The following is a 21,423-nucleotide window of genomic DNA, read 5'->3' on the forward strand; positions in this document are numbered from 1 at the left end:
TAAAGTCATATTCTCCTAATCTCCGAATAGATTTTAATAACTAAAGGCATGTACTAAAATTTTTAAAAGTACTTGCACCAAAATTAGGAGGAGGGAATATGGAAGAGATTCTATCAATCGTTCCATCCATTATCGCAGAAAAAATCATTAGCATGCCATCCCATATCCAGCCGCTGATCGAAGAGATAAGAATAAGGATTGACCGTCCGTTGGAAGTGACGGCCAGGGGTATACCTTATTTTCTTCCCTATGTTGTGACAAGGAAAGATGGAGAACAGCTTATCAACAAGCTGGCTAACCATTCGTTTTATACATTGGAAGAAGAATTGAAAAGAGGATATATCACGATAGAAGGCGGCCACCGTGTGGGACTAGCCGGCAAAGTCATCCTTGACGGTGGCAGGGTGAAAGCGATCAGGCATCTCGCCTCATTTAATATAAGGGTTGCCAGGGAAGCCATTGGTATAGCGGATCCGCTGATTCCCTACCTATTTGATGGAGGCTGGAAACATACCATGATTATCGGGGCTCCTCAAACAGGAAAAACCACTCTGCTCAGGGATATTGCCAGAAGTGTATCGACGGGTCTTTCTGAGAAGGAAATCGGACCTTACAAAGTTGGAATCGTAGATGAACGTTCTGAGATTGCCGGCTGTGTACACGGGGTGCCGCAGCTGCAGTTCGGACCGCGTGTGGATGTGCTGGATGCTTGTCCGAAAGCGGAAGGGATGATGATGCTGATCCGCTCGATGAGTCCGGAGGTCATCATTGTCGATGAAATCGGGCGCCAGGAAGATGGCCAAGCCATTCTGGAAGCAGTAAATGCGGGAATCTCCCTGATTATGACAACTCACGGCCATTCCTTAGAGGAAATTTCAAAGCGGCCGAACCTGAAAGAGATTGTGGAATTGAATGTGATAGAGAGATTTGTTGAATTGGCAAGAGGAGACCATCCCGGTCAGATAAAAGATATCAAAAATCAAGCGGGATATTCGCTTTTGAGAAAAGTGAGTGTGACATAAATGATTAAGATCATCGGTGCGGTTTTTATCATCCTTTCTACTTCCTGGGCGGGATTTGAAGCTTCAAGATATCTGAGTGAACGGCCACGGCAATTAAGAATATTGAAATCAGCGCTGCAATCATTGGAAGCTGAAATCATGTATGGACATACTCCTCTGCATGAAGCTTCACGCAAGCTTTCGAAGCAGCTTCAGCGTCCGGTTGCCTGGTTTTTTGAAGTATTCGCTGAAAAGATCACCACGGAGGAAACAACTGTACATGAAGCTTGGGAGGCCAGTCTTAAAGAGGTTTGGAAGATGACAGCACTTAAGTCCAGGGAGTATGAAATACTCAGCCAATTCGGCGAAAGCCTGGGTAAGCATGACCGGTTAACGCAGCAAAAGCATATTTTATTGACTCTGACCCATTTGGAACGGGAAGAATCGGAAGCGCTGGATAAGCAAAAGAGATATGAAAAAATGACGAAAAGTTTAGGGTTTCTTTCAGGCCTGCTTCTCATCATTTTACTGTTGTAATGATCAGGAGGGGAAAAGATGGGAATTGACGTAGATATGATTTTCAAGATTGCTGGTGTCGGTATTGTGGTGGCTTTTCTTCATACAATACTCGATCAGGTCGGAAAGAAGGAATATGCCCAGTGGGTCACGTTGTTTGGCTTTATCTACATTTTATTCATGGTCGCTTCAGTAGTAGATGACTTGTTCCAAAAAATCAAGTCAGTGTTTCTATTCCAAGGTTGAGAGGGGGAATAGGTCATTGAAATCATACAAGTAGTGGGAATAGCTCTGGTTTCCACTTTCCTCGCCTTGATTATTAAAGAGCAAAAGCCTAACTTTGCTTTTCTGCTCGTTGTATTTGTCGGCTGTGCGATCTTCCTCTTCCTGGTCGATCAGATTTACGAAATTATCCGCATGATCGAGAAGCTGGCAGCTAACGCGAACATTAATATGATTTATGTAGAAACGATTTTAAAAATCATTGGAATTGCCTATATAGCGGAGTTTGCGTCCCATATTACAAAGGATGCGGGGCAAGGAGCGCTCGCCGCAAAGGTGGAATTGGCTGGAAAAATTCTTATTTTAGCAATGGCAGTACCGATCTTGACTGTCATCATCGAAACCATCATCAATATGATTCCGACCAGTTAAGGGAGCTGGTGCTGCCTTTAGAGGTGAAAAAATGCGTCGATTATTACGAATAATTTGCTGTACTTTACTTTTACTTATTCTTGGAATCGTGCCGGCACAAGCTGAAGGAGAAGACGCAGAACCAAATACTCCCATGGGAGAAAAACTTTTGGAAGAGCAATTGGAAAAACTGGAACTGGATGAGCTGAAAGTGTATTGGGAAGAGGTCATGACCCAATATGGCGGCTTTTTGCCCGAGAGCCAAAAAGGAAGTTTGGTCGATTTTATCAAAGGGGACAAGCAGTTTTCTTTCAAGGCATGGTTTTCGGGGATCTTCCATTTTGCTTTCCAAGAGCTGATCATGAATGGAAAGCTGCTTGGAACCTTGATATTGTTGACGATCTTCAGTACGTTCCTGCAATCTCTGCAAAATTCTTTTGAAGGAGGCAGTGTCAGTAAAGTTGCCTATGCCATTGTTTTTATGGTTTTGATCATCATTGCCCTCAACAGCTTCCATGTTGCGATTGATTACACCAAGGAAGCAATCGCGACGATGACTAATTTTATCATCGCCCTGATTCCGCTGCTTCTGGCGCTTATAGCTTCTTCTGGAGGTCTGATATCAGCAGCCTTTTTCCATCCCGTGATCATTTTCCTCATGAATACGAGCGGCCTTCTTATACAGAATATCGTTCTTCCGCTCCTGTTTCTATCAGCGCTGCTCAGCATTGTCAGCACTTTGTCGCCGCAATATAAGGTAACCCAGCTGGCGAATCTTTTAAGAAACTGGAGCATCGGCCTGCTCGGGATTTTCATGACCGTTTTTCTTGGTGTCATTTCCGTTCAAGGCGCAACTGCAGCCGTCACGGACGGAATTACGGTCAGAACGGCCAAGTTTGTAACAGGTAATTTCGTTCCTGTCATCGGAAGGATGTTTACGGATGCCGCAGACACTGTCATCAGTGCGTCAGTCCTGTTGAAGAACACAGTTGGAATCGCCGGAGTTGCCATCCTCTTGATGATTGCCGCGTTCCCTGCGATGAAGATCCTCATGATTGCCTTGGTCTATAAGCTGGCAGCCGCTCTGTTGCAGCCTTTGGGAGGGGACCGGTCATCGCGTGCCTTGATACGATCAGCAAGAGTGTCATTTATGTGTTCGCGGCACTCGCCATTGTATCTTTTATGTTTTTTCTCAGCATCACCATCATGATAGCTGCAGGCAATATTACTCTAATGGTCAGGTAAGGGGGGAAGAAGATGTCGTTTTTAACAGAGTGGATCACCAATATTATCGTTTTTATCTTATTGGCCAGTGTGGTTGATATGCTTCTCCCCAGTTCCAATATGCAGAAATACACCAAGATCGTCACCGGGCTGCTGCTCATTACAATTATACTCACCCCGCTCATGAAATTATTCAGTGCAGATTTTGAAGAAGCTATTGCCGAAATCAACCTGGAGGGTCCAATTCAGACGGCTTCACTAGAAAATTCAGTAGAAATGAAGAAAAAAGAAATACAAGCCTCACAACGTGCATATATTTTAGAACAGATGGCTGTCCAAATGAAAAATGACGTAGAAAAGGAGATGATAGACAAACATAACTTGACGGTAAAACATATCGAACTGGAAGCGGAAGACCTTGAAAATCTGCCGGAAAGCATCTTGTCCGTCTCCATCCACTTGGATACCTCCAAGGAAGAAGCAGTCACAGCAATTAAACCAGTAGATATCGATACTTCTAAAAGTGTTCCTGAAGATGATGAAAGCAGCCAGGGAATCCAAAGCATGCTTTCGGAAAAATGGAATATACCAGAAGACAAACTAGTGATCATGATTGAAGGAGGTGCAGCAAAGAAAAATGAAATTTGACAAAGGTCCGCTCCAATTCTTGAAAGATTTATTTGCGAAAGAATCAGAAGAGAAGACAGAGCCAGGAAAGAAAGCGGGAAAGTACCATTACTTTTTAATTGTGCTTCTGTTCGGAGTCGCGATCATGCTCATAAGCGATATGTGGAGCGGCGGGAACCAGGAGACGGCGATGGTGATGGAAACCGGTACTCAGCCTGAAGAAGAGGATGTCCCGGCCTTTGGAAAAAAAGACTCCAAGGATTCTGTGATGGAAGAATATGAAGATCGGTACGAAAACCAGCTGAGGGAAGCACTTGAAGATATAGCAGGCGTGAGCGATCCTACCATCGTCATCAATGTAGAATCAACCGAGCGGAAGGTCTATCAAAAGGATACCTCTTCCCAAACTCAGTTGACCAAAGAAACAGACCGGGAAGGCGGAAACCGATCCATCGAAGATAAAACATCTGATGAAAAGCTTGTCATTATTAGAGATGGCGAAAAGGAAGTGCCTGTTATATTGGAGACGAAAAACCTAAAATCAGCGGCGTTCTTGTAGTAGCCAAGGGCGCTGATAACATACAAGTAAAAAAATGGATCATCGAATCTGTGACCCGTGTGCTTGACGTTCCTAGCCACAGGGTAGCGGTAATGCCTAAAAATTAAGGGGGAAATTTATATGTTATTGAAAAAGCAAACGGTATGGTTATTGACAATGTTGAGTCTGGTGATTGTTCTATCAGTGTATTACATTACATCTCCTACACAGCAGGCAACTGATATGGCTGCTGGTGAAGAAGAATCTTCAGCCCAAACTGAAGAAACATCTGCTGAAAATGAAGAAGCGGCTGCTGAAGGTGAAGTGGATATCGTAACAGAAGCTGCCGGTGATGAAGTCTTTGAAACTCTTCGTATGGAGTTCCTGGATCAGCGCTCTAGAAGCAGAGAAGAATTGGAAACAAAAGTAGCATCAGCGGACCTGTCAATCGAGGAAAAAAATGAAGCCATTGAGCAAATGGATAAACTAAAAGAGCTTGCTACTACAGAAACGGTCCTGGAAACAATGATCAAAACAATGGGATATGAAGATGCGTTGGTGAGAGCGGACGGAGAACAGGTTCGTATCACTGTGAAAGCAAAAGAACACTCCGCTGCGGATGCGAATCAAATCATCCGTCTAGTGAATGATGAACTCGGTGGAGCCATGCAAAAAGTGGCTGTCAAATTTCAGCCAGCAAACTAACATTAACTAGAGCCGGCGCCTTCATAGGCGGCGGCTTCTTTTTGTATTGGCTGAATAAAGATTATCCCGCCTGAACAAGTGGTGGCTTTCCGCTGGATACGGTTTGCCCGCTAGTTCAACGGGAGGTGGTTCTACTGTCGCAATGTTCCTCTAAATAAATAAGCAGGAGGTAGAATGGTATTTTAAAGAAACAAGCCATTAGGAAGCCTCTATGCGAGAACTTTGTTGCTATTCGAAATGAATTCAACACGATCGACTTAATTCAGGGGAAGTAATCTGGTAAGTAAGTAAGTAAGAAAGAAAGGAGCTGCTCTCCCTGTTTAGAGAGAATGCTCCCACTTCAAGAGCGGGGATTCCGCACTGTGGTTTATTCAGAAGCAGTAATTTATGAGAAAAGTAACCAGCGGTAAAATAAGGGAATTTGTTTCCTCTATTTAAGCTGATTTCGAGGTTATTTAATAATTATGGGAAATTCTTTCCTCTATTTTACAGAGGTACCTATTTTTGCCCCTGTTTAGCGAGCGGGGTGAACAGGACCCCGCTGGTTCCAAAGGAGGTCGCCACTCTAATCAAGACTTAAATATTGAAAGTAATATAAATGGTATTGAGTTAAAACCTGCCCAACAGAAAATAAGGCCCAGCAATAACTATGTTATGACGTTTTTAAGCAAGATATCATTTGGAAAGCATGAGAACCCCTGGCTCTCCCGTTCCTCTAAAAAACATTTTATGAAACTGGTTCCTCTTTTTAAAAATGGTACAACATTTTAAGACTGCACAATAATCAAGACTTTAATTGTAAGAACATATTAAGAAGAATGCCTCCCTGCGGCTTTGAAAATATGAAAAAGAAGCTTACAATAGAAGGAGGACTACATGCAGGATGGTTTTCTAACAAAACAAGGGTTCAATAAGATTAGTTGTATTATCATATTGAATTCTTACTAGGTCTTATCGTATGATATTAGTAGCTAGTCCTAATTTTGAATAATTACTCTAAGGGGTGTCATTATGTTAAAGATTCAAGAAATACGCGAGTTGATAAAACTTGTTGATCAATCAAGCATTGATGAGTTTTCATACGAACTGGATGGCAGCAAAATAAAAATGAAAAAGAATAAGGCTGTTACTTATGTGGAAGAAAAAGCAGCAATACAAAATAACGAAGTACATAAAGCTGAAGAAGTAGTCTCTGCACCGGCGGCCGCAGCACCTGCGCAAGCACCTAAAGCACAAGAAGCTTCGGTTCAAGAAGAAGCGCCTGCCCCTGCAGCGGATGAGAACCTTCATAAAATCGTCTCTCCGATGGTGGGAACTTTCTATCAATCTCCTTCACCAGATGCGGGTGCTTATGTGAAAGCAGGAAGCAAAGTCACTGACGATTCAGTAGTGTGCATTGTGGAAGCAATGAAGCTTTTCAATGAAATTGAAGCGGAAGTGAAAGGTGAAATTGTAGAAATACTAGTGAAAGACGGACAATTGGTAGAATACGGTCAGCCGCTATTTTTGGTTAAGCCTGAATAAGGAGCGAACATTCTATGATAAAAAAGCTGTTAATAGCAAATAGAGGAGAAATAGCTGTACGTGTTATTCGTGCTTGCCGGGAAATGGGAATAGACAGCGTGGCTGTTTATTCCGAAGCTGATAAAGAAGCGCTTCATGTCCAATTAGCTGACGAAGCTTATTGTATCGGACCCACAGCAAGCAAGGACAGTTATTTGAATTTTACTAACATCATCAGTGTGGCCAAGCTTACTGACTGCGACGCCATCCATCCCGGATACGGCTTCCTTGCGGAGAATGCTGATTTTGCAGAGTTATGCCGTGAGTGCAACATTACTTTTGTCGGTCCGTCACCGGAAGCGATCTCCAAGATGGGTACGAAGGATGTAGCAAGAGAGACGATGAGAGAAGCGGGAGTGCCAATTGTGCCTGGTTCGCAGGGAATCGTGAAGGATGCCGAGGAAGCGGTTTCATTGGCGGAACAAATCGGTTACCCTGTCATCATTAAAGCTACAGCTGGAGGCGGAGGAAAAGGGATCCGTGTAGCCAAAACAGAGCAGGAACTTGTTAAAGGGATCAATATCACACAGCAGGAAGCGGCAACAGCTTTCGGCAATCCCGGTGTATATATAGAGAAGTTCATTGAAGATTTCAGGCATGTTGAAATACAGGTCCTCGGAGACAACTTTGGAAACGTCATTCATCTTGGTGAAAGAGACTGCACAATCCAAAGGCGGCTGCAGAAACTGATTGAGGAAACTCCTTCACCTGCTCTGGATGAGAATATCAGGAGCGAGATGGGGCAGGCTGCGGTTAAAGCAGCTCAGGCTGTTGACTATTCAGGTGCGGGTACAGTGGAATTCATTTTTGACCATGTGAACAAAAAGTTTTACTTCATGGAAATGAATACACGTATCCAAGTGGAGCATCCTGTTACGGAACAAGTAACAGGGGTCGATCTTATCAAGCAGCAGATAAAAGTGGCTTCCGGGGAACAATTGGAGTTAAAACAAGAAGCCATCGAATTCAATGGATGGTCCATTGAATGCCGGATAAATGCCGAAAATCCTGAGAAGAATTTCATGCCATCAGCCGGTAGGATTGAACTGTATCTTCCTCCAGGCGGATTGGGTGTAAGGGTTGATTCAGCAGCCTATCCCGGCTACATGATCCCTCCTTATTACGATTCTATGATAGCCAAGCTGATCACATATGGTGCGACAAGGGAAGAAGCCATCGCCAGGATGAAAAGGGCATTGAGTGAGTTCGTCATTGAAGGCGTTCATACCACTATTCCATTCCACCTTAAAGTATTGGAGCATGAAACGTTCGTAAGCGGTGATTTTAATACGAAATTTTTGGAGATACATGAGGTAATGAAGTCCTAGTCAAAGCTGTGATATAATAAAATATAAGTATTCAGGCGAAATCAGTGGAGGTGTACATTCATGGCTGAAAATCAAAACCAAAACCAAAGCCTATTGCAAATGTCACATGGTAAAGACGGTTTAGGGAAAATTGAAATAGCACCGGAAGTAATCGAGGTCATTGCCGGCATTGCTGCTTCAGAGGTAGAAGGAGTTGCGTCAATGCGCGGTAACTTTGCCAGCGGTGTCGTTGAAAGGCTCGGAAAGAAGAACCATGGCAAGGGAGTTAAAGTCGAGCTTGCCGAGGAAGGTATCCAAGTGGATGTTTATTGCACCATGCAATTCGGTGTATCCATTCCGAATACCGCCCAAAAGATCCAGGATAACATTAGACAGGCACTTCTTAACATGACGGCTTTAGAAGCTGATGAAGTTAATATTCATGTTGTGGGAGTTCAGTTTGAAAATCAAAAGACAGAGCAGGAACTGGCTGAAGAAGAATAAGCTGGTGAGAAAAGAATCACTGAATGATAAAAACCAAAGGCTGCAGCCTTTGGTTTTTATTTGTAAACCGGGAGCCTGAGAAGTTTAAGGAATCTTCATTTGTGATAATTTTTATAGAAAGAACCTTTTTGGTTGGCTCTTTTCGTAAACTTTGTGGCTGTTTGATATTAATTGCGAAAGATAGCGCCATAATTAACCCGGAAAATCCTGTTAAACAAGAGAGAAAAGAGCTTCTCTCTTCGTCTAGAGCGAAAAAGCCTAGTATCCAGGGGGAAAATCCGGCTTTAGGGATTTTTCCGAAAGCAACAATGTATGCGAAAATAGCCTTTTGGTTTTAGTCACCGCAGCTCTAACCAGGATAAGAACCAATATATTTCATGTTTTATTTCAAGACGAACATTTTTCAGAATAGCGGATTTATTGGTGTTTGCGTGCTTTCATGGACTGGGTTATGCTATTATCATTGATATGACGAAATTTGATGAGAATAAAAGGAGTACAAAGGAATGAAAAGACGTACAGCGCGTGAAAAAGCTTTACAAGCATTGTTTCAAATGGATATGTCCGGAATGACGGCAGAAGAGGCATTAACGAATATCTATGAAGGTGCCCCATCAGATGAATATTTAGACAGCCTTGTGAACGGGGCTGCAGACAATAAAGAAAAAATTGATGGATTGATCAAGGAGAATCTTGAAAAGTGGTCTTTTGATCGATTGGCGAAAGTGGATAGAAATATCCTCCGTGTAGCTGTTTTTGAATTATTGGAAGTAAATGATGTACCTAATAAAGTTGTCATTAATGAAGCGATAGAGATTGCCAAGTCTTATGGAGACGACCAATCAGGAAAGTTCATTAATGGTGTGCTCTCAAAAGTCAATTCAATGATTGAAGAGCAGGGTGAACAAGGGGGATTATAATGCCCGCAAAATTGATCGACGGAAAGAAAATTGCACAGTACTATAGGGATTCCATTAGCGAGGAAGTTCAACTGCTAAGGCAGGAAGGGCTGGTTCCGGGGCTTGCTGTCATCCTTGTGGGCAAGGACTCCGCTTCTCAGACTTATGTCAGAATGAAACGGAAAACCTGCCAGGAGATGGGTATCCATTCAGTTTTAATAGAATACGGTGAGGAAGTCAGCGAGAACGAACTGCTTGAAAAAATTCAACAGCTGAACGGCGATAAAACGATTCACGGTATTCTGGTTCAACTGCCTCTTCCTAAAGGGATTCAGACAGAAAAAGTATTAGAGCAAATTTCTCCTGGCAAGGATGTTGATGGCTTTCATCCTGTGAATATAGGAAGAATGATGATAGGTGAAGATTCCTTTCTTCCTTGTACCCCATATGGAATTATGAAGATGCTTCAATATGAGGAAATATCACCGTCCGGAAAGCATGCAGTTGTAATAGGTCGCAGCAATATTGTCGGAAAGCCTGCGGGTCAGCTGCTTCTTAGGGAGAATGCAACCGTAACGTACTGCCATTCAAAAACGGAGGATCTTGCCTCCCATACAAGAAGTGCCGATATATTGATATCAGCTGCCGGCCGGCCTAATTTCATTCATGGAAAAGATATCAAACCGGGTGCTGTTGTCATTGACGTAGGAATGAACCGTGATGAGAGAGGCAAGCTGTGTGGAGATATAGATTTTGACAGCGCCAAAGAAAAAGCAGGGTATATCACACCGGTTCCAGGCGGCGTTGGACCGATGACTATTACCATGCTCATGTTCAATACAGTCAAATCTGCGAGGCACGTGTTCAGCAAAAAATAACTTCAGAGTGTTTTCCCTACATCCTGACCAATTTTTTGTTAAAATAATAGTATCCAGAAGGCTGCATTCCAGACAACGGAAAGCAGCTTTTTGTTAAGGTCAGCTTACATAACAAAAGAAATGAATGGAATGAGAACATAAGGCTGAGGGGAGACGGATAATGGATAATTCCCAATACCTGACGATTCAGGCATTAACTAAATATATCAAAAGAAAATTTGACAAAGACCCTCATCTTTCTAGTATTTATGTGAAGGGCGAGATTTCAAATTTTAAACGCCACTCTAGCGGGCATATGTATTTCACTTTGAAGGATGAGCGGGCGAGGATACTGGCTGTCATGTTTTCTTCCGCGAACGCGTCGATGAAATTCAACCCTGAAAATGGGATGAATGTTCTGGTGAGGGGCGATATTTCTGTCTATGAGGCAGGAGGGCAGTATCAGATTTATGTAAAAGAGATGCAGCCTGATGGAATCGGCGATTTATTCCTGGCCTACCAACAATTAAAGGAAAAGCTGGAGAAACAGGGATTATTCGCAGAATCTCGAAAGAAGCCGCTGCCCAAATTTCCTCGCAAAATCGGTGTGATTACCTCTCCTACTGGTGCTGCTGTCAGGGATATCATCACGACCATTGAGCGAAGATATCCTATTGGGGAGATCGTTGTTTATCCCGCTTTGGTTCAAGGAGAAAGGGCGGCACAATCGATCGCCGAATCCATTAAAAAAGCCAATGAAAATGCAGAAATGGATGTGCTGATCGTCGGGAGAGGCGGAGGTTCGATTGAAGAGCTATGGGCTTTTAATGAGGAGCAGGTGGCGCTTGCTATTTCGAACTCAGAAGTTCCGGTTATTTCTGCTGTCGGACATGAAACAGATTTTACAATTGCCGATTTTGCCGCAGATATGAGAGCTCCTACTCCCACGGCTGCAGCTGAATTGGCTGTTCCTCATATCGATGACCTCCTGGAAAGGGTATTAAACCGAAAAATCATGCTGCTCAGGGGAATGAAGACGAGGTTGAAGAGTGAAAGGGCAAGATTGAAAAGTGCCAGCTCTTCCATTATTTTTAGAAATCCACGCAGGTTGTATGAACAGAAGATCGAGGCTGTTGACCGTTTGATAGAGAAATTGAACAAAAACCAGCAGTTGAGGATGCAGGCAGGTAGAGATAAACTCGGACATCTGGATTCGAATTTAAAGAGAGTCCACCCGGGAAGGCTTTGGGAGCAAAAAAAGAGCAGCACCTTCGTGCGGCCAAACAGCTTGAAGCTAATTTCAACTCCATTTTAAGACAGAAACAAAACGATTTTGGCAGGACCGTTTCCACATTGGAAGCCTTAAGTCCGCTGAAAATAATGGATAGAGGGTACAGTCTCGTATACTCAAAAGAGGAAAAGCTCGTTAAATCAAAAGAAGCCGTACAAGAAGGAGAAAAAGTAACAGTTCACCTTCAGGACGGAAAGCTGCATTGTCGTGTAGATTCAATAGAGGAGAGTGAAAAATGATGGCTGAAGAAAAGAAGATGTCATTTGAAGAAGCAATGGAAAGGCTGGAGAGCATTGTCCAGCGCCTTGAAGAAGGAGAGGTTCCTCTTGAGGAGGCACTCCAGCAATATCAAAAAGGCGTGGAGCTGTCAAAGTATTGCCATGATACGCTTAAACATGCCGAGAAACAAATGACCAAGCTGATGACTGATGAAGGAGAAAAAGAATTCTCATTATCCGAGGAGGAGAGTTCGTGAGTGCTGTAACATTAGCAAGTTTTATGGAAAAATATAAAGCACTGGTAGAAACCAAATTGGATGAGTTGGTTGCCGGACTCCAAGCTCCTGAAAAAGTAAAAGAGTCCATGGCTTATTCCTTGCAGGCTGGAGGCAAAAGAATTCGGCCGGTTCTCTTATTTGCAACTCTCCATGCTTTTAGGAAAGATCCGGTAATCGGCCTTGAAGCAGCTGCTGCACTTGAAATGATTCACACCTATTCCCTTATTCACGATGATCTTCCTAGCATGGACAATGATGATCTCAGGAGGGGGAAACCCACAAACCATAAGGTGTTTGGTGAAGCAACAGCCATTCTTGCAGGTGATGGACTGCTCACTTACAGCTTTGAAGTACTGTCCGGAATTAAAGGTGTCTCACCAGAGAAAATCGTACGGCTTGTGTCCCTTCTGGCAAAATCCGCTGGTCCGGAAGGCATGGTGGGCGGGCAGGCTGCCGACATGGAAGGCGAAAATAAAACCTTGACGGTTGAAGAGCTCCAATACATACATAAGAATAAAACCGGCAGACTCCTGGCTTTCAGCGTCATGGCTGCAGCGATCCTCGCAGATGCATCCGAAAGCCAAGTGGAATTATTGGAGGAGTATGCCAGCCATATCGGTCTGGCTTTCCAGATTCAAGATGATATTCTGGATGTCGAGGGCAGGGAGGATAAGATGGGGAAGAGAGTAGGGAGCGATGAGAACAAATTCAAAAGCACATACCCTGCACTCCTGACTCTCGGCGGTGCAAAAGAGAAGCTGGGAGGCCACCTTCAAAAAGCCAAGTCCGCCCTTTCATCATCTGATCTCGACCACGGTCTTCTCGTCGAAATTGCGGATATGATAGCATCAAGAGATCACTAGTCCGCGTATTTGAGAAAAAAGCCAATTCATGATACAATGAATATAATTGAATAAGGGATGGTGCAGTATTCTAGTCGATCTACCAGTTCTGAAGGTGGGCCTAAAAATCCACTAAAGGGCACATCGATGAAGTTCCTTGTTTTGGCTTGAGGCGCCCAGCCTTGGGTCGAAGCTGGGAGTAAGGCACAAGGGCGATCCACAATGGCATGTGGGCGTTGACCCTTGCGCCGCGGAGGTTCCGTTTCTAGGCCGGCACGATGCATGAGCAATAGAACGGAGTATAGACCTGCGATGCGGTGACAATCGCTAGCAGCGTAGCCTGCCTTGAGTGAAGTGTGAGGGGATTATGGTTACAAGGTACACATCAGTTGGCCATTGATATGTGCTTTTTCGCCCATATGAAATCCTCTTTGCAAAAGAGGCTAAGAACTTGGTTAAAGGTTGTTGAGGAAAACTCCTAGACTGTTCCCATTTGTGACATATGTTGAGGATTATAGTGCGGACTAAGTGGTAATCCAGTCTAACTGCTGGTGACACAGTTAAATCGGGTTTAAAGGGAAACCGCCGGTATGGCGACATCCGGTATCTGATTGGGAAAACCTACTGGACCTAAGCTGCAATTTTTACTCAATATATGACCATCCTTTTACATATGAAGATTTCCAGGATTGCCTGACATAGATTATATAAAAAGAAACGGTGTGTAATTGCCTAATGAAGGACGTTTTAAAAAACTCAATAAAATGGAGTCTTAGCATTGCCGTTATCACGTTTGTGTTAGCGGCAATTTTTTCAATCATTTCAAATTTAATCTTGAACGAAGTTACCTGGGTGATTGGTCTGATTGTTGTGCTTATCATTGTTTTTATAGGTATCTTTTTTGATATGCTTGGAATAGCCGCCACTGCTGCAGATGAAACTCCTTTCCATGCAATGGCTGCCAAAAAGGTCTACGGTTCCAAGCCGTCTATCCGTATTGTCCGCAATGCAGATAGATTTGCCAGCTTTTGTAACGATGTAATTGGGGATATATCCGGGATTATAAGCGGAGCAGCCGCTGCAATCGTGCTGATAGGCCTGACCATCGATCTGCAAATCAACAACGGTTCACCTGCGGAGTATGCGATAAATGTAATATTGACCAGCTTTCTGGCGGCTTTGACCGTAGGGGGGAAAGCTATAGGGAAAACTATGGCTATTCAATACTCTAAGGATATTATCTTTCAAGTAGGAAAAGTGTTACAATTTGTGGAGGATAAATTCCACATTACCATCATAAAAGATAAAAAAGATAAAAAGCGAAAACAACGTGAAAAGACGAAACAAAACATTTAGGTATGAAAGTTGGTGAACTGGATGGATCTGTTATCAATTAAAGACCCTTCCTTTCTTAAATCATTATCTCAGCAAGAACTTGAACTTTTGAGCAAGGATATCAGGAAATTTCTAATAGAAACTTTATCCAAGACCGGCGGGCATATCGGCCCTAATTTAGGTGTGGTGGAACTTACAGTTGCTCTTCATAAATGTTTTGACAGCCCCAAGGACAAAATCCTTTGGGATGTCGGCCATCAATCTTATGTCCATAAGATTCTGACCGGCCGTGCGGGACAATTTGGCACTTTACGGCAATATAAGGGTTTATGCGGCTTTCCGAAAATGGTGGAAAGCGAGCATGATGTGTGGGAAACAGGACACAGTTCAACCTCCTTATCAGCTGCAATGGGGATGGCGATTGCCAGGGACGTGAAGAAAGAGGATTCTTTCATTGTGCCGGTTATCGGTGATGGAGCCTTGACTGGCGGTATGGCATTGGAGGCATTGAACCATATTGGCCATGAGCAGAAAGATATGATAGTCGTCCTGAATGATAATGAGATGTCGATTGCTCCCAATGTCGGTGCGCTGCATAATGTGCTTGGACGGCTGCGGACTGCCGGGAAATACCAATGGGTCAAAGATGAACTGGAATATATCCTGAAAAAAATTCCTGCAGTCGGAGGCAAGCTGGCGGTAACAGCGGAGAGGGTTAAAGACAGCCTGAAGTATTTGTTTGTATCGGGCATGTTCTTTGAAGAAATGGGCTTCACTTATCTTGGACCGATCGACGGGCATGATTATAATGATTTAATGGAGAACATCCAGTATGCCAAAAAGACGGAAGGCCCTGTCATCTTGCATGTCATCACCAAAAAAGGGAAGGGCTTTCACCCAGCCGAAGCAGATAAAAAAGGTACTTGGCATGGGACAGGCCCATATAAAATGGATTCTGGTGATTTAATCAAGCCGGTAAACGCTCCTCCTTCCTGGAGCGGCTTGGTAAGTGAAACTGTACGGAGATTGGCCAGGGAAGATGAACGGATCGTTGCCATCACTCCAGCGATGCCGGTCGGCTCAAAACTGGAGGGATTCGCAAGCGAATTCCCTGACCGTATGTTTGACGTTGGAATAGCCGAACAGCATGCTGCTACCGTTTCCGCAGGTCTGGCGACTCAAGGAATGAAGCCATTCCTTGCTATATATTCCACCTTTCTCCAAAGAGCCTATGACCAGGTTCTTCATGACATATGCCGCCAAAACCTGAACGTCTTCATCGGTATTGACCGGGCAGGTCTGGTAGGGGCTGACGGTGAAACCCACCAAGGTGTCTTCGATATTGCCTTTATGCGCCACCTTCCAAACATGGTACTTATGATGCCTAAAGATGAAAATGAAGGCCAGCACCTTGTCAATACGGCTATTCAATATGATGGCGGTCCAATCGCGTTGAGATTCCCTCGAGGCAATGGACTTGGCGTGCAAATGGACAAGGAATTAAAAACGATACCTATCGGACAGTGGGAAGTGTTAAGAGAAGGCGATGATACTGCAATATTGACCTTCGGGACAACGATTCCTATGGCTCTTGAAGCAGCAGAGCAGCTTGAGAAGCAAGGAATTTCCGTTAAGGTTGTGAATGCGCGGTTCATCAAACCTTTGGACGAAGCGATGCTTTCCGGAATCATGAGGGACGATATGTCGATTTTGACGATCGAAGAAGCGGTCCTGCAAGGCGGATTTGGAAGTGCAGTATTGGAGTTTGCCCATGACCAGGGATTCAAAGAGGCTGTCATTGAGCGTATAGGAATACCAGATAAATTTATTGAGCATGGCAGCGTTAACGATCTTTTGAAAGAAATTGGCATGACAACAGAAAATGTAGTGGACCGCATCCTATCAATGACACCAAAAAACAAAAAAGGGCTTAAACATGAAAGTAAAAAACAACGATTAGACGTACTCCTCGTTGAACGGGGATTGGCTGAAACAAGAGAAAAAGCGAAAAGAGCCGTTATGGCCGGCTTGGTTTACAGCAAGGAATCCAGACTTGATAAGCCTGGAGAAAAAGTGAATGAAGATATTCCACTTACAATAAAGGGAAAAGTGCTTCCTTATGTGAGCAGAGGCGGACTGAAGCTGGAGAAGGCATTGAACCGCTTTGATTTAAATGTGGACGGGAAAACGATGATCGATATCGGTTCATCCACAGGAGGATTTACAGATTGCGCCCTCCAAAACGGAGCGAAAATGTCCTACGCCCTTGATGTAGGCTATAATCAACTTGCCTGGAAATTGAGACAGGACGAGCGGGTGGTCGTCATGGAAAGGACCAACTTCCGTTATGTTAAACCGGAAGACCTTTCCGCCGGAATGCCTGACTTTGCCACAATCGATGTCTCCTTCATTTCTTTATCACTGATCTTGCCGGTATTGAAAGCACTCCTTATTCCAGGCAGTGATGTTATGGCATTGATCAAGCCGCAATTTGAAGCGGGCAAAGACCAGGTTGGAAAGAAGGGAATCGTCAAAGACCCTAAAGTCCACCATGCTGTTATAGAAAAGATTGTACAGCTAGCCATTCAAGAAGGCTATGATGTCCGGGACCTATCCTTTTCCCCGATTACCGGCGGAGAAGGAAATATTGAGTTCCTCATCCATTTATCATGGAACCAAAAAGAGACTGGTGAAAATAAGCTTTCATACACCATCCAATCAATCGTGGATGATGCGCATGGTGAGTTTAAATCGAAGGAATAGTCGTTTTTATATTGAGGGAAGATACGGGTAGCGAGATTTAAGAAGCTATACACAAAGATATATTAAGGGGAAAAGAATAAACTCAACGTTTATTCTTTTTTCTGTTAGTAAAGGCATATTCTAAGCTGTTCATTGGTTAACCAAGCCTCAAATGTGGAGTATTAGGATTAAAACACGTTTCTGTAACTTTTTTACATAATAATATAGGTCACTGAGAGCAAAAACACCTTCTTGAACGGCCCTTGTGACCAGGACAAGCCCGCCCGAGCCAGCCGTGGTGGTCTCTAAAACGTCTCTTGAGCCCACAAGAACGCAATCAGCCGTAATAGGTGTCTCTAGAACACTAAACCAATAAACCTTCAGGAATATACGGGTATAAAAACTATGAAGGATGTTGTCAAAAGAGTTTCAAAGCCCGCCTTTTTTTCTCTTGAAAACATTTGCCTGTCGGGGCTGTTCAAGGCGCTTCCACTTTTGGTGGCACATACAGCATTGTTTTTTATTGAGTTAATAATTCAAATAAGCTAACATGAATAGTGAAGTATAAATATACAGCAGTTAATTGAGTAAAAGGTGTGGGTAATAATGATGAACAAAGGGCAAAGGTTGATAAAGATCCGGGAACTCATTTCCAATCATGATATAGAGACACAGGATGAACTTGTCGACCGATTGAAGAATGCCAATTTCAATGTGACACAAGCTACTGTTTCACGGGACATTAAAGAACTGCACCTGGTTAAGGTTCCGCTGATGGACGGCCGTTATAAATACAGTCTTCCGGCTGACCAGAGGTTCAATCCCCTGCAAAAATTGAAAAGGACATTGACGGATGCGTTCGTAAAAATTGATTCCGCTGGACATATGCTCGTAATGAAAACGCTGCCAGGAAATGCTAATGCGATAGGTGCCCTTATCGACAATCTCGATTGGGAAGAGATACTTGGAACCATTTGCGGTGATGATACATGTTTAATCATCTGCAAAACAGAAAAAGATACGGAGAAAATATCGCAGCAATTTCTTGATATGCTTTAAATGAGGTGAATCAGTATTGTTACAGGAACTTTCGATCAAAAACTTCGCTATCATTGACGAACTGACAGTATCCATCGAGGAGGGGCTGACGGTACTTACAGGTGAAACGGGTGCCGGTAAATCCATCATCATCGATGCCGTCCACTTGCTTGTCGGCGGCAGGGGCTCATCCGAGTTTGTCAGACATGGTGAAAAAAAGGCTGAAATTGAGGGGTTATTTACTCTGGAAGATGAAAAACATCCCTGCTATAAAAAAGCGGCAGAATTCGGGATTGAAGTAGAAGAAGGAATGATCATCCTCAGAAGAGATATTTCCGCCCAGGGGAAAAGCGTCTGCAGGATAAATGGAAAACTGGTTACGATTGCAATACTAAGGGAACTTGGGTCAACCCTTATAGATATCCATGGCCAGCATGAACATCAGGAGCTCATGAATGAAACGCTTCATCTTACATTGCTGGATCAGTTTGCTTCGGCTCAGCTGAAAACATCCCTTCATAACTATAGAGAAGTATACAAAGAGTTTGAAGCCGTTCAAGGCCGTCTTAAGAAATACAACGAGAATGAGCAAGAAATGGCCCATAGACTTGATTTGATTCAATTCCAGCTCACTGAAATTGAAAAAGCCTCTCTAGTGCCGGGAGAGGATGAGTCACTCATGGAAGAGAAAAATAAGCTGATGAATTTTGAAAAGCTCTTCCAGTCCCTTCAGAATTGCTATAACAGCATACAGGGGGAAGGGCGTGCTTTGGATTGGACGGGCCTTGCCATGAGCCATATTGAAGGCGCAGCGGAAATCGACTCTAAATATGACAGTCTTATGGAAGCTGTTACCAACAGTTATTACCTGCTGGAAGAAGCTGCTGGCACAGTGCGTTCAGATTTGGATGAACTGGAATTTGAGCCGGACAGGCTGAATGTCATTGAAAGCCGCTTAAACGAAATTAATACTCTGAAAAGAAAGTATGGTTCGTCGATTGAAGAAATTTTGGAATACAGTTCTGCAATCGAGGAGGAAATTGAAACAGTTACAAACAAGGATACGCTCATCCACGATTTGGAAAGTAAATTGAAGTCTTTGGAACAGGATTTATACTTAGAAGCAGAGCAGCTTTCATCTATACGTAAAAAAGCCGCAAAAAGGCTCACAGGAAAAATTCATGAACAATTGAAGGAACTTTATATGGATAAAACAACATTCGAAGTGCGTTTTATTCAAGAGCCTTCCAAGTCGGCACAATTCAAATATAGAAAAGATGGAGCGGATCAGATAGAGTTCTATATCTCCACCAACCCTGGAGAACCGTTGAAGCCCCTTTCGAAAGTGGCTTCAGGAGGGGAGCTGTCCAGGGTCATGCTTGCGTTAAAAACGATTTTTTCTAAGCATCAGGGCATTACTTCCATTATCTTTGACGAGGTGGATACCGGTGTAAGCGGGCGTGTTGCACAGGCGATTGCTGAGAAGATTTATCAAGTATCGGTAAATTCACAGGTTATGTGCATATCCCATCTGCCGCAAGTAGCTGCAATGGCTGATTCCCATCTTTATATTGCAAAAAAATCAACAGGAGGACGGACAAGTACTTCTGTCACGTCCTTGAATGTTGAAGAAAAAATACGTGAAATAGGCCGGATGATATCAGGTGTTGAAATTACAGATTTGACAAGGGAGCATGCTAAAGAATTGCTTGGTCTTGCTGAATCAATTAAAAGCAAATAAATAGGAAGAGCTTCAGAACCTTAAAGGTTATGGAGTTTTTTTTGTTTTTCTTGTATAATCTTTCGTCAGCTGTGTCAATTTAATCCTATTATGTCTGTTGCACAAAGATTTATTCATCTTTTACAGCATTCCCACTGCTATCCAAAATGGGTAGCTTTTTTTACTGAACGGCTGTTATAAATGTTCTCTTTCAAGGCAAAATTAAAACTGTAGCCAAGAAGAAAGTGTGTGTGGATTAGAAGCGAGGAGAGTGAAAAAATGAATTCAGAATTACTAAGGAAATTGATTGGTGGAATTCTCCTTGTTTCACTTTGCTTCATAGGATTTTTGAAACCTGTTCAACAATATATACAAATACCAAATGAAATAGTCATGATGCAGGGTGAAGAAGTTACTCTTCCAAAGGCAGCACCTGTATCGGCAATGTCTGCTTCCAATTCTAAACTGGCAATGAAGGATACGACGGAAGCTTTAACGATTCAGGGCAATGCTGCAGGAAAAGAAGAAGTTCTCCTTGAGCTTGCGGGTGTTCCGATAAAGAAGGTTGATGTAGAAGTAATCAAGGATTTCAAAGTCATTCCAGGAGGGCAGTCCATCGGAGTGAAGTTGAATACAGTGGGTGTGCTGGTTGTAGGTCACCATTTGGTACAAACTGAAGAAGGCAAAGTATCCCCTGGTGAGAAGGCGGGAATACAAGTCGGAGACATGATCACAGAAATAAATGGAACAAAAATTGAAGAGCTTTCAGATGTGGCACCTTTTGTTCAAGAGGCCGGCGAAAGCAAAGATGCTCTGGATGTAGTTGTAAGAAGGGATAAAGAAACGATACAAACAGAATTAAAACCAATAAAAGACAGTAATGAAAAGTCCTATAAACTTGGATTATACATCCGTGATGCTGCGGCAGGAATCGGGACGATGACCTTTTACGATCCTCAATCGAAGAAATATGGTGCCCTTGGCCATGTTATTTCTGATATGGATACCAAAAAGCCGATCGTGGTCGAAGATGGAGAGATCGTCCACAGTACTGTCACTTCGATTGAGAAGGGAGCTAATGGCAAGCCGGGGGAAAAGCTGGCCAGGTTCACCGGAGATAAGGAAGTAATTGGAGATATTACACGCAACAGCCCATTTGGTATTTTTGGAAAGCTGAACAGAGACATCCAAAATGGGATGGTTGATAAAGCTTTGCCGATTGCATTGTCACATCAAATCAAAGAAGGACCGGCTCAGATTTTAACAGTGGTAGATGGAGAAGAAGTAGAACTATACGATATTGAAATCGTCAGTACCATCCCTCAAAAATTCCCTGCAACAAAAGGAATGGTCATCAAGGTGACAGACCCAGCCCTTTTAGACAAAACAGGGGGAATTGTACAGGGAATGAGCGGCAGCCCGATTATCCAGGATGGTAAGCTAATCGGCGCAGTGACACATGTTTTTGTAAATGATCCAACCTCAGGCTACGGAGTCCATATCGAATGGATGCTGAATGAAGCCGGCATTAATATCTACGAAGAGGAAAGAGAAAAAGCAAGCTGACAGGCGGGTGAAACCGTCT

General features: G+C 43.4%; 19 protein-coding genes and 4 pseudogenes. All 23 read left to right on the forward strand.

From position 1 onward, the window contains the following. Nucleotides 1–98 precede the first annotated feature (98 nt). The 23 genes and pseudogenes from spoIIIAA (at nt 99) to spoIVB (ending at nt 21,404) form a co-directional block, all read left to right on the forward strand. Nucleotides 99–1,022 (forward strand): stage III sporulation protein AA, encoded by a 924-nt coding sequence (gene spoIIIAA / locus B9Z54_RS24075; RefSeq protein ID WP_113930878.1) that lies wholly within the window; start codon nt 99–101, stop codon nt 1,020–1,022. Next, nucleotides 1,023–1,538 carry a stage III sporulation protein SpoIIIAB gene (gene spoIIIAB / locus B9Z54_RS24080; RefSeq protein WP_113930879.1) on the forward strand — a complete coding sequence of 172 codons (516 nt, stop codon included), beginning with the start codon at nt 1,023–1,025 and terminating at the stop codon, nt 1,536–1,538. 18 nt (nt 1,539–1,556) lie between these two features. Further along, entirely contained in the window at nt 1,557–1,763 is a 207-nt protein-coding gene (spoIIIAC, locus tag B9Z54_RS24085) for a stage III sporulation protein AC (protein WP_113930880.1), read from the forward strand. Between the two features lie 15 nt (nt 1,764–1,778). After that, on the forward strand, nt 1,779–2,171 hold the full coding sequence (gene spoIIIAD / locus B9Z54_RS24090) for a stage III sporulation protein AD (protein ID WP_240190079.1): 393 nt from the start codon (nt 1,779–1,781) through the stop codon (nt 2,169–2,171). A 31-nt stretch (nt 2,172–2,202) separates the two neighbouring features. After that, nucleotides 2,203–3,395 (forward strand): annotated as a pseudogene (gene spoIIIAE, locus B9Z54_RS24095) (stage III sporulation protein AE). Between the two features lie 12 nt (nt 3,396–3,407). Beyond that, nucleotides 3,408–4,022 (forward strand): stage III sporulation protein AF, encoded by a 615-nt coding sequence (gene spoIIIAF / locus B9Z54_RS24100; protein ID WP_113930882.1) that lies wholly within the window; start codon nt 3,408–3,410, stop codon nt 4,020–4,022. After that, nucleotides 4,012–4,667, forward strand: a pseudogene (gene spoIIIAG, locus B9Z54_RS24105) (stage III sporulation protein AG). Before spoIIIAF ends, spoIIIAG begins: the two are co-directional and overlap by 11 nt. Before the next feature lie 13 nt (nt 4,668–4,680). Beyond that, nucleotides 4,681–5,244 (forward strand): SpoIIIAH-like family protein, encoded by a 564-nt coding sequence (locus tag B9Z54_RS24110; protein WP_113930883.1) that lies wholly within the window; start codon nt 4,681–4,683, stop codon nt 5,242–5,244. Between the two features lie 1,011 nt (nt 5,245–6,255). Next, on the forward strand, nt 6,256–6,768 hold the full coding sequence (gene accB, locus B9Z54_RS24120; RefSeq protein ID WP_113930885.1) for an acetyl-CoA carboxylase biotin carboxyl carrier protein: 513 nt from the start codon (nt 6,256–6,258) through the stop codon (nt 6,766–6,768). A 14-nt stretch (nt 6,769–6,782) separates the two neighbouring features. Continuing rightward, the gene (gene accC, locus B9Z54_RS24125; RefSeq protein WP_113930886.1) at nt 6,783–8,135 is read left to right on the forward strand and encodes an acetyl-CoA carboxylase biotin carboxylase subunit; all 1,353 of its coding nucleotides are present in this window, start codon (nt 6,783–6,785) and stop codon (nt 8,133–8,135) included. Nucleotides 8,136–8,195: 60 nt separating this feature from the next. Further along, entirely contained in the window at nt 8,196–8,618 is a 423-nt protein-coding gene (locus tag B9Z54_RS24130) for an Asp23/Gls24 family envelope stress response protein (RefSeq protein WP_113930887.1), read from the forward strand. A 23-nt stretch (nt 8,619–8,641) separates the two neighbouring features. Next, nucleotides 8,642–8,956, forward strand: coding sequence for a hypothetical protein (locus B9Z54_RS24135; RefSeq protein WP_113930888.1), 315 nt, complete (start codon nt 8,642–8,644; stop codon nt 8,954–8,956). Between the two features lie 168 nt (nt 8,957–9,124). Then, complete coding sequence (gene nusB, locus B9Z54_RS24140) at nt 9,125–9,538, forward strand: transcription antitermination factor NusB (RefSeq protein WP_113930889.1); 414 nt, start codon at nt 9,125–9,127, stop codon at nt 9,536–9,538. Then, the gene (folD, locus tag B9Z54_RS24145; protein WP_113930890.1) at nt 9,538–10,395 is read left to right on the forward strand and encodes a bifunctional methylenetetrahydrofolate dehydrogenase/methenyltetrahydrofolate cyclohydrolase FolD; all 858 of its coding nucleotides are present in this window, start codon (nt 9,538–9,540) and stop codon (nt 10,393–10,395) included. Before nusB ends, folD begins: the two co-directional genes overlap by 1 nt. A 160-nt stretch (nt 10,396–10,555) precedes the next feature. After that, nucleotides 10,556–11,904: pseudogene (gene xseA, locus B9Z54_RS24150) on the forward strand (exodeoxyribonuclease VII large subunit). Then, nucleotides 11,904–12,140, forward strand: a complete 237-nt coding sequence (gene xseB, locus B9Z54_RS24155; protein WP_113930947.1) for an exodeoxyribonuclease VII small subunit — start codon at nt 11,904–11,906, stop codon at nt 12,138–12,140. The pseudogene xseA and the gene xseB overlap by 1 nt, the downstream one beginning before the upstream one ends. Further along, nucleotides 12,137–13,024: a polyprenyl synthetase family protein gene (locus tag B9Z54_RS24160; protein ID WP_481747825.1), complete on the forward strand. Its 888-nt coding sequence runs from the start codon at nt 12,137–12,139 to the stop codon at nt 13,022–13,024. Before xseB ends, B9Z54_RS24160 begins: the two co-directional genes overlap by 4 nt. A gap of 714 nt (nt 13,025–13,738) precedes the next feature. Continuing rightward, complete coding sequence (locus B9Z54_RS24165) at nt 13,739–14,359, forward strand: hypothetical protein (protein ID WP_113930891.1); 621 nt, start codon at nt 13,739–13,741, stop codon at nt 14,357–14,359. A 21-nt stretch (nt 14,360–14,380) separates the two neighbouring features. After that, nucleotides 14,381–16,270: pseudogene (gene dxs / locus B9Z54_RS24170) on the forward strand (1-deoxy-D-xylulose-5-phosphate synthase); the annotation flags it as partial. Further along, nucleotides 16,244–17,101, forward strand: coding sequence for a TlyA family RNA methyltransferase (locus B9Z54_RS26000; RefSeq protein WP_240190080.1), 858 nt, complete (start codon nt 16,244–16,246; stop codon nt 17,099–17,101). The pseudogene dxs and the gene B9Z54_RS26000, both read left to right, overlap by 27 nt. A gap of 588 nt (nt 17,102–17,689) precedes the next feature. Continuing rightward, the gene (gene ahrC, locus B9Z54_RS24175) at nt 17,690–18,139 is read left to right on the forward strand and encodes a transcriptional regulator AhrC/ArgR (RefSeq protein ID WP_113930949.1); all 450 of its coding nucleotides are present in this window, start codon (nt 17,690–17,692) and stop codon (nt 18,137–18,139) included. 16 nt (nt 18,140–18,155) lie between these two features. After that, the gene (recN, locus tag B9Z54_RS24180; RefSeq protein ID WP_113930892.1) at nt 18,156–19,859 is read left to right on the forward strand and encodes a DNA repair protein RecN; all 1,704 of its coding nucleotides are present in this window, start codon (nt 18,156–18,158) and stop codon (nt 19,857–19,859) included. Nucleotides 19,860–20,117: 258 nt separating this feature from the next. Beyond that, the gene (gene spoIVB / locus B9Z54_RS24185; protein ID WP_113930893.1) at nt 20,118–21,404 is read left to right on the forward strand and encodes a SpoIVB peptidase; all 1,287 of its coding nucleotides are present in this window, start codon (nt 20,118–20,120) and stop codon (nt 21,402–21,404) included. The last annotated feature ends 19 nt before the right edge of the window (nt 21,405–21,423 follow it).

Origin of the sequence: Bacillus sp. P14.5 (assembly GCF_003316765.1) — a bacterium.
GTDB lineage: Bacteria > Bacillota > Bacilli > Bacillales > Bacillaceae_B > Rossellomorea.